The organism is Streptomyces sp. NPDC028910 (genome assembly GCF_055564955.1).
The window spans coordinates 96,127-102,894 of the sequence record NZ_JBVHVF010000027.1 but is presented as its reverse complement, the minus strand read 5'-3'; the positions used below and the strand labels follow the sequence as shown (position 1 = coordinate 102,894).

Genomic DNA, 6,768 nt, shown 5'->3' with positions numbered 1-6,768 from the left:
GCGCAAGTACGTCCAGTACGAGCCGCGATCCTCCGCCTTGCGATCCACCGCACCGGACGCCGCGACCCGGCAAACCTTTCCGGCCACAGCACTAGGGAAGCAACGCCCCCTTGTATCAACCCAGTTCGAGACTGGTCACACCGAACAGCTCGGCCAGGGCGAGGTCCGGGGCGGGGCCGGTGTACATCCGGGCGGTTTCGAAGACCGGGACCAGGCCCAGGTCGGCGAAGAGTGCGGTGGCCGCCGGGTTCGCGTCCGGCACGTCCACGGACACCAGCCGTCCGGGCGCGTGCCGCGCGAGCCGTCGCAGCAGGGCGGCCGCCACCGCCGGGGTGGCCGCGTACAGCGGGCCGATCCGGTGGGCGGCGCTGGACGGGCGGATCACCCCGAGGCCCTCGATCCGGCCGTCGCGAACGGCGGCCAGCGCCGTCCGGCCGGGCAGTCCGGTCCAGGCGGACAGGAAGGCGTCGCGCGGTTCGGGGAAGAACCGCCGGTCGTAGGCGGCGAGCAGGCCGAAGGGCAGCGAGGCCGCGTCCACGATCTCGACCCCGCCGTCGACCCCGCCGTCGTCGCCACGGGGCACGCCCTCGTGGCGGATGTTGTTCCAGGCCGGACGGAAGCCGGACTTGCGGTAGTTGCCCTGCTGGGCGACAACCCCGTCCAGGCCGACGAGCCGCCCGTCGAGGCGTTCCATGGCGGCGTCCCACAGCCGGATGCCGTAGCCCTGACCGCGAAAGGCGGGGCGGGCGATGTAGAAGCCGATGAAGCCGAAGCCCCCGCCGTAGCGCACGGCGGAGACGCAGGCCACCGGTTCGCCGTCGAGCCGGCCGACGAGGAAGCCCTCCGGGTCGGCGACCGCGAACGCGAACCGGTCCGAGTCCCCCGGATTCCAGCCCTCCTCGTCGGCCCAGCCGCGGATCAGCTCCATGTCGGCGCCGCTCGCGCCGGTGATCTCGAATCCCGTCATGCTGGTGTTCTACCAGATGCCGATGCCGCGCCCGGACGCTGATGACAAACCGTCAGGAGCCGTCGGCACGCAGGGAGATCGTCCTCCCGGGTGGAGGTCGCCGACCTGCCCGTCACCCACTTCCACGACCCTCAGGCGCCCCGTGGCCGGCCGCGCGGAGCACCGTACGGGGGTCAGCCCGCGCAGATCACGTCGTCGAGCAGGATGAGCTGGGAGTCGAGGCGTACGTACGCGGTGAAGGTGTCGGTGGCGCCGGAGGTCCAGTGGGTGGTGATGGTGGCCCAGCCGACCCGGGCCTCCTGGGCGACGGTGACCGGGCCGATGCTGATGGCCTGGGGTTCGTTCTGGGCGCAGAGCAGGACGTCGGCCTCCGCGTTCTCCTGCTGTCTGTCCTTGAGGACCTGCGAGACGCGGTGCTCCCGGTCGTATGCCGAGGGGCCGTGGTCACCGTAGAACTCGGCGAGGAAGCGGCTGATCTGGACGGCGGTGTGCCTCTCCCCGGTGGCACCGGGCGCGGCGAGGGCGGGCACTGAGGGCATGACCAGCAGCGCGAGCAGGGTCAGCAGCGGGGCGCCAATGCGGCATGACTTGAGCATCATGTCCGGTTTGTACCCGCCTGGCTCGTCCACCGGCAGGGCGTGGCCCGGATCTCACTCCTGTGGGGGGCGGGATTCACCGCAGAAACGACCCTCCGGCCACCGTGCGGCCGGGGCGTGGAAATGGTGTCGCGGCCCTTCGGCGTTCGTACGTAGGGTCGGTGCATGAGGAAGCCGCTCGTCGCCGTGTTCACTGGGGCCGGGATGTCCACCGACTCCGGAATTCCGGACTACCGGGGGCCCCAGGGCCTGTGGCGGCGGGATCCCGACGCCGAGAAGCTCGTGACGTACGCGTACTACATGGCGGATCCGGAGATCCGGCGCCGGTCCTGGCTGATGCGGGCCGAGCTCGGCGCGCTCGGCGCGCGGCCGAACGCCGCGCACCTGGCCGTGGCCGAGCTGGAGCGCGGCGGCACCCCGGTCCGGGTCATCACCCAGAATGTGGACGGGCTGCACCAGCTCGCCGGAGTGCCCGCGCGCAAGGTGTTCGAGCTGCACGGCTCCGCCCGATCGGTGGTGTGCACGGCCTGTCACGCCAGGTCGGGCATGGACGAGGCGCTGGCCCGGGTGGCCGCCGGGGAGCCGGATCCCGCCTGCCTGGTGTGCGGCGGGATCCTCAAGTCGGCGACGGTGATGTTCGGCCAGCGGCTCGACCCCGAAGTGCTGGGGCAGGCGATGGCCGTCGCCAAGGCGTGCCAGATCTTCATCGCCGTCGGGTCGACCCTCCAGGTGCAGCCCGCCGCCTCGCTGGCCGGGATGGCCGCGGAGGCCGGGGCCCGGCTGATCATCGTGAACGCGGAGGAGACCCCGTACGACCCCCTCGCCGACGAGATCGTCCGCGAACCGATCGGGACCGCCCTGCCGGACCTGCTGTCCAGGATCGCGGCCGAGGGCTGATCCGACAGGAACGGCCGGGCCCGGGCCCGGCAAGATCCGAAAGAGACGGCCCGGGGAGACCCGGCTACTCCCCCGCAGCCGCGCGCCGCAGCTCCGCCACGTCCAGCTTCTTCATCTTCATCATGGCGGCGGTGGCCCGGGCGGCCCGCTCCGGGTCCGGGTCGGCGATCAGGTCGATGGCACCGGGCGGGATGACCTGCCAGGACACGCCGAACTTGTCCTTGACCCAGCCGCACGCGGACTCCTGACCGCCGTCCTTGGTCAGCTCGTCGTAGTAGTGGTCCGCCTCGGACTCGTCGTCGCAGTGGATCTGGAAGGAGATCGCCTCGGTGAAGTGGAACTCCGGACCTCCGTTGAGGCCGATGAACTTCTGCCCGTTGATCTCGAACTCGACGGTCATCACCGAACCAGCCGGCCCGGGGCCCACGTCGGTGTAGCGGCTGATCCGGCCGAGCTTGCCGTCCTTGAAGACGGACAGGTAGTAGTCGGCGGCCGCCTCCGCTGCGCCGTCGAACCACAGACACGTGGTGAAACCCTTGCCGCTCATCTCTGCCTCCAGGCCGGTGTGTGGACGGTGGATACCGTTCCTCACATACGGACCGGCCCCGGGCCCGAAATTCATCGGTGGGCCCGGGGCCGGTCCGTGTTCGGCCGGGAATTCGCTCGGACGGCCTACTTCGCCGGCGCCTCGCCCATGGCGAGCATGCGGTCGACGACGCGCCCGGTGGCGCCGCCGTCGTCCAGGTCGCAGAACTCGGCGCGGAACGCCGCTCGCGCCTCGGCGTACTGCGCCCCGACCTCGTCCGCGTTGCGCACGGCCTCGATCAGGCTCGCCGAGTCCGCCAGCAGCGGTCCGGGCGCCTTCTCCTCCAGATCGAAGTTGAAGCCGCGCAGAGTGCCCCGGTAGTGGTCCAGGTCGTACGTGAAGAGCAGGATCGGCCGGTCGGTGAGCGCGAAGTCGAAGATCGCGGAGGAGTAGTCCGAGATCAGCACGTCGGCGACCAGCAGCAGGTCGGCGGCGTCCGGCCAGCGGGAGACGTCGATGACGAAGCCGTCGCGGACGCCCTCGCGGACCTGCTCGGTCACGTGGTGGTGGCCGCGGACCAGCAGGACGTGGTCCTCGCCCAGCTCGCGGCGGGCGTGCTCAAGGTCGATCCGCAGGTCGAGCTTGTAGCCGCCGGACCAGCCCTCGCAGTTCTCGCGCCACGTGGGCATGTAGAGGACGACCTTCTTGCCCTCGGGCAGGCCGAGCCGCCGCCGGACCTCGGCGATCCGCTCCGCGTCGGGCCGTACGAGCGCGTCCGTACGCGGGCTGCCGGCCTCGATGACCTCGCCGTCGTAGCCCAGGGCACGCTTGAGGAGGGGCGTCGCGTACGAGCTCGGGGAGGCCAGCAGGGACCACTGGGCGCTGTCGTGCGCCAGCCCCTCCAGGATCTCCGGGCTCGTGTAGTAGTCGTGCACGAAGTCGTGGCCGATCTGCTTGATCGGCGTACCGTGCCAGGTCTGGACGACGACCTGGCCGGCGCGGCGGTGGAAACGCCGCGGCACGTTGTCGTTGGTCACGTAGTAGCGGGCGCGGGCCAGCAGGTCCCAGGACTCCACGCTGTCGTACTGCACGGCGCGGGCGGTCGCCGGGACCTCGGCGCGGCCGTCACGGACCAGCCAGACGTGCTCCAGCTTCTCGCCCCGGCGCAGCAGCTCCTCGTGGATGGCACGCGGCGAGTCGCCGGCGCCCTTCCCCTGGAAGGTGTCGTAGACCACGATGTCCTTGACCGGCAGGGCGCGCTGCGCCGGGTAGGTCTCGACACGGGCCACGCGCTGGGCGTAGTTGGAGCGGTCGTGCGGGCTGAGCAGGGGGTCCGCGACGAGCACCATGCGGTCGTAGAAGCGGGTCTCGACCCGCATCCGGCGGCCCTGCACGGTGAAGGGGTGCGGTCCGGCGAAGAGCAGGCCGGGCCCCATCTGCACCGGGGCGCCACGGTCGACGCCGAGCAGGCCGGCGGTGGTTCCGCCCTGGGCGGCGGGGCGCAGCGTGGGCCACCAGCGGCCCTCGGGGAGCGTGGTGCGGCCGGCGTACGCCTCGGGGAGCACCGGCTCGAAGGTGGTCTCGAAGCCGTCGCCCTCGCGGGTGACGGGGTAGCTGAACTCCATGCCGTGCGCGTTGTGCAGGACGAGTTCGTACGGCTCGTCGGTGGGCGCGACGAACCGGCCCCGCAGGGTCACGGTGCCGTCCTTCGCCTCGACGGAGTCGATCAGCGGCGGGGAGGGCTGCACGGAGAGGGTCAGGTGACCGGTGTTGCCGCGCTTGGCGAAGAGGGAGCGACCGGTGTCCTCGCCGGGCAGGGGCAGGACCAGGCCGTTGAAGCCGCCGCGCTCGTCGTGGACCATGCGGTGCTCGGCGCCGTCGGCACCGACCACGGACAGGCTCCAGGGCTCCGGGGCCCACTCGCCGGGCTCGCACGCGGCGTCCGGTACGGAGGCCAGCTCGGCCAGCGGTACGCGGGCGGTGAACGGGATCCGGCCGGAGCGGGCCGCGGCGGTCTCCAGCGGGAAGCCGAGGACGGCGCCGGTGGAGACGTGGACGGCCCGCAGCGTGGCGCCGGCGCCGACCTCGGCGGAGAGTTCGCCGGTGATCTCGACGGCGTCGTCACCGGCGCGCCGGACGTCCAGGGCGCGGGCGCGGACGATCTCCACCTGGATGGTGAGGGCGCCGGAGACGGTGGGCATGATCCGGACGTCCGGGGCCACCCAGTGGGCGGGCGGGTTCTGGCCGGTGTCGTGCTCGCCGCCCCTGAGCCGGGCGCGGTGCAGGCCGCCGGCCCCGGTCACGGCGACGGACGTGGTCCATATTCCTTCGTGCCACGTGCCGCCCGACTGGAAGATCGAGGGGTCGACGACGGCGGTGAAGCCGGCCCAGTCGGCGTGCCGCAGGGCGAGGTGCGGGGAGTTCACGGTGGCCATCGGCGAGGCGACCGTACGGGCGCTGACGACGGAGCGGCGGCGCTTGCCCCCCTCGCGGAAGACGAGCATCTTGCGGGAGCCGAGGCGGCTCTCCGCGCCGAGGTGCCCGGGCAGGGCGTAGCCGCGCAGGAGCAGCTTGCCGTCGGCCCAGGCCGCCTGCTCCAGGCGGCTGACGACCCGGCGCTCGCGCGGGCCGAGGGTGAGGACCTTGGCGGGGACCGGCGGGCGGCCCTGCAGGAAGGGGTAGTCCGCCTGCGGGCGGGCGAGGCCCTTGACCGGCACGCTGTAGTGGTAGTCGCGCTGGTGGTTCTGGAGGGCGATGAAGTCCTCGACGCGGCCTTCGCCGGCCAGGTACGCCTTGAGGCGGTCGGCGACGGTCAGGTCGGACCAGGGGCCGGTGCCGATCTCGCGGACGAGACCGCCGACCTCCTTGACGAACGCGGCGCGGAAGTCGGGGCCGCCCTCACCGACGTACTTGTAGATGAGCGGGAGTTCCTCGCTCAGCACGTTGTAGTCGTAGTCGCGCAGGTAACGGACGTACTTCGCGCCCTGCTTGGCCTTGAGGGCCTCGCGGACCAGGCGTACGGAGGTCACCCGGTCGATGAGGGAGACCGGGTCGGTGGAGCGCTGGGTGATGGAGCGCTCGCCGGTCTCGCGGACGCGCCAGTGGTAGACGCAGTCGCTGATGATGTCGACGCTGGAGGCGAAGTAGTGCGCGGGGATGCTGACCGGGGCGTCCTCGTAGAGGATGCCCTCGGGGTACTGGAAGTTGTGCTCGTCCCAGAAGCTGCGCCGGTAGACCTTGTTCCACGCGGTGCGGTCGGTGACCAGCGCCGGGAACTTGGAGATGTGGGTCTTCAGTTGGGTCCGGGCGAAGGCGGCCCGGTGGCCCCAGGACTGCTGCATGCCGACGGAGCGGAAACGCTTCACGTTGCCGCCCGCGAAGTCCGAACCCGTCTCGTCAAGTGCTTCGATGAGCCGCTGGTAGGCGTAATCGGGCATCGTGTCGTCACTGTCGACGAAGGCCAGGTACTCGCTGTCCTTGTCGGCGTGACGGGCGCCCACGTTGCGGGCGGCACCGAGGCCGGCGTTCTCCTGCATCACCACGCGGAAGCGCTTGTCCCGGGCGGCGAAGGCCTTGGCGATGACGGCGCTCGTGTCCGTGGACCCGTCATCCACGAGGATGACCTCGAAGTCATCGAAGGTCTGAGCGGCGATGGACTCCAGGCATTCGTCGAGGTAGAGCTCGACGTTGTAGACGGGGACGACGATGCTCAGGCGCGGGGGCATGGGTGGCGGGTTCTCCAGCGTTTTATGCTTTACCGATGATCAGCTGCTCACAGCATC

General features: G+C 71.4%; 5 protein-coding genes. 1 reads left to right on the top strand and 4 read right to left on the bottom strand.

Going from position 1 to position 6,768, the window contains the following annotated elements; translation table 11 throughout:
* Window positions 1–115: 115 nt before the first annotated feature.
* Together ACZ4TV_RS27425 and ACZ4TV_RS27420 are read right to left on the bottom strand one after the other, a co-directional pair.
* Window positions 116–967: a GNAT family N-acetyltransferase gene (locus tag ACZ4TV_RS27425; RefSeq protein ID WP_468137665.1), complete on the bottom strand. Its 852-nt coding sequence runs from the start codon at window positions 965–967 to the stop codon at window positions 116–118.
* A 173-nt stretch (window positions 968–1,140) separates the two neighbouring features.
* Complete coding sequence (locus ACZ4TV_RS27420; protein WP_468137663.1) at window positions 1,141–1,566, bottom strand: hypothetical protein; 426 nt, start codon at window positions 1,564–1,566, stop codon at window positions 1,141–1,143.
* Between the two features lie 162 nt (window positions 1,567–1,728).
* Between ACZ4TV_RS27420 and ACZ4TV_RS27415 the strand changes: the two genes are divergently transcribed.
* The gene (locus ACZ4TV_RS27415) at window positions 1,729–2,460 is read left to right on the top strand and encodes an SIR2 family NAD-dependent protein deacylase (RefSeq protein ID WP_468137662.1); all 732 of its coding nucleotides are present in this window, start codon (window positions 1,729–1,731) and stop codon (window positions 2,458–2,460) included.
* 64 nt (window positions 2,461–2,524) lie between these two features.
* Here ACZ4TV_RS27415 and ACZ4TV_RS27410 read toward each other — a convergent pair whose 3' ends face one another.
* Window positions 2,525–3,007, bottom strand: a complete 483-nt coding sequence (locus tag ACZ4TV_RS27410) for a VOC family protein (protein WP_468137660.1) — start codon at window positions 3,005–3,007, stop codon at window positions 2,525–2,527.
* Window positions 3,008–3,132: 125 nt separating this feature from the next.
* Window positions 3,133–6,711 carry a bifunctional glycosyltransferase/CDP-glycerol:glycerophosphate glycerophosphotransferase gene (locus ACZ4TV_RS27405; RefSeq protein WP_468137659.1) on the bottom strand — a complete coding sequence of 1,193 codons (3,579 nt, stop codon included), beginning with the start codon at window positions 6,709–6,711 and terminating at the stop codon, window positions 3,133–3,135.
* Window positions 6,712–6,768 lie beyond the last annotated feature (57 nt).

What these genes read in the sequence shown, in the direction of transcription:
- ACZ4TV_RS27420 (WP_468137663.1), bottom strand. Translation starts at nt 1,566, where the DNA reads ATGATGCTCAAGTCATGCCGCATTGGCGCCCCGCTGCTGACCCTGCTC.
- ACZ4TV_RS27405 (WP_468137659.1), bottom strand. Translation starts at nt 6,711, where the DNA reads ATGCCCCCGCGCCTGAGCATCGTCGTCCCCGTCTACAACGTCGAGCTC.
- ACZ4TV_RS27410 (WP_468137660.1), bottom strand. Translation starts at nt 3,007, where the DNA reads ATGAGCGGCAAGGGTTTCACCACGTGTCTGTGGTTCGACGGCGCAGCG.
- ACZ4TV_RS27415 (WP_468137662.1), top strand. Translation starts at nt 1,729, where the DNA reads ATGAGGAAGCCGCTCGTCGCCGTGTTCACTGGGGCCGGGATGTCCACC.
- ACZ4TV_RS27425 (WP_468137665.1), bottom strand. Translation starts at nt 967, where the DNA reads ATGACGGGATTCGAGATCACCGGCGCGAGCGGCGCCGACATGGAGCTG.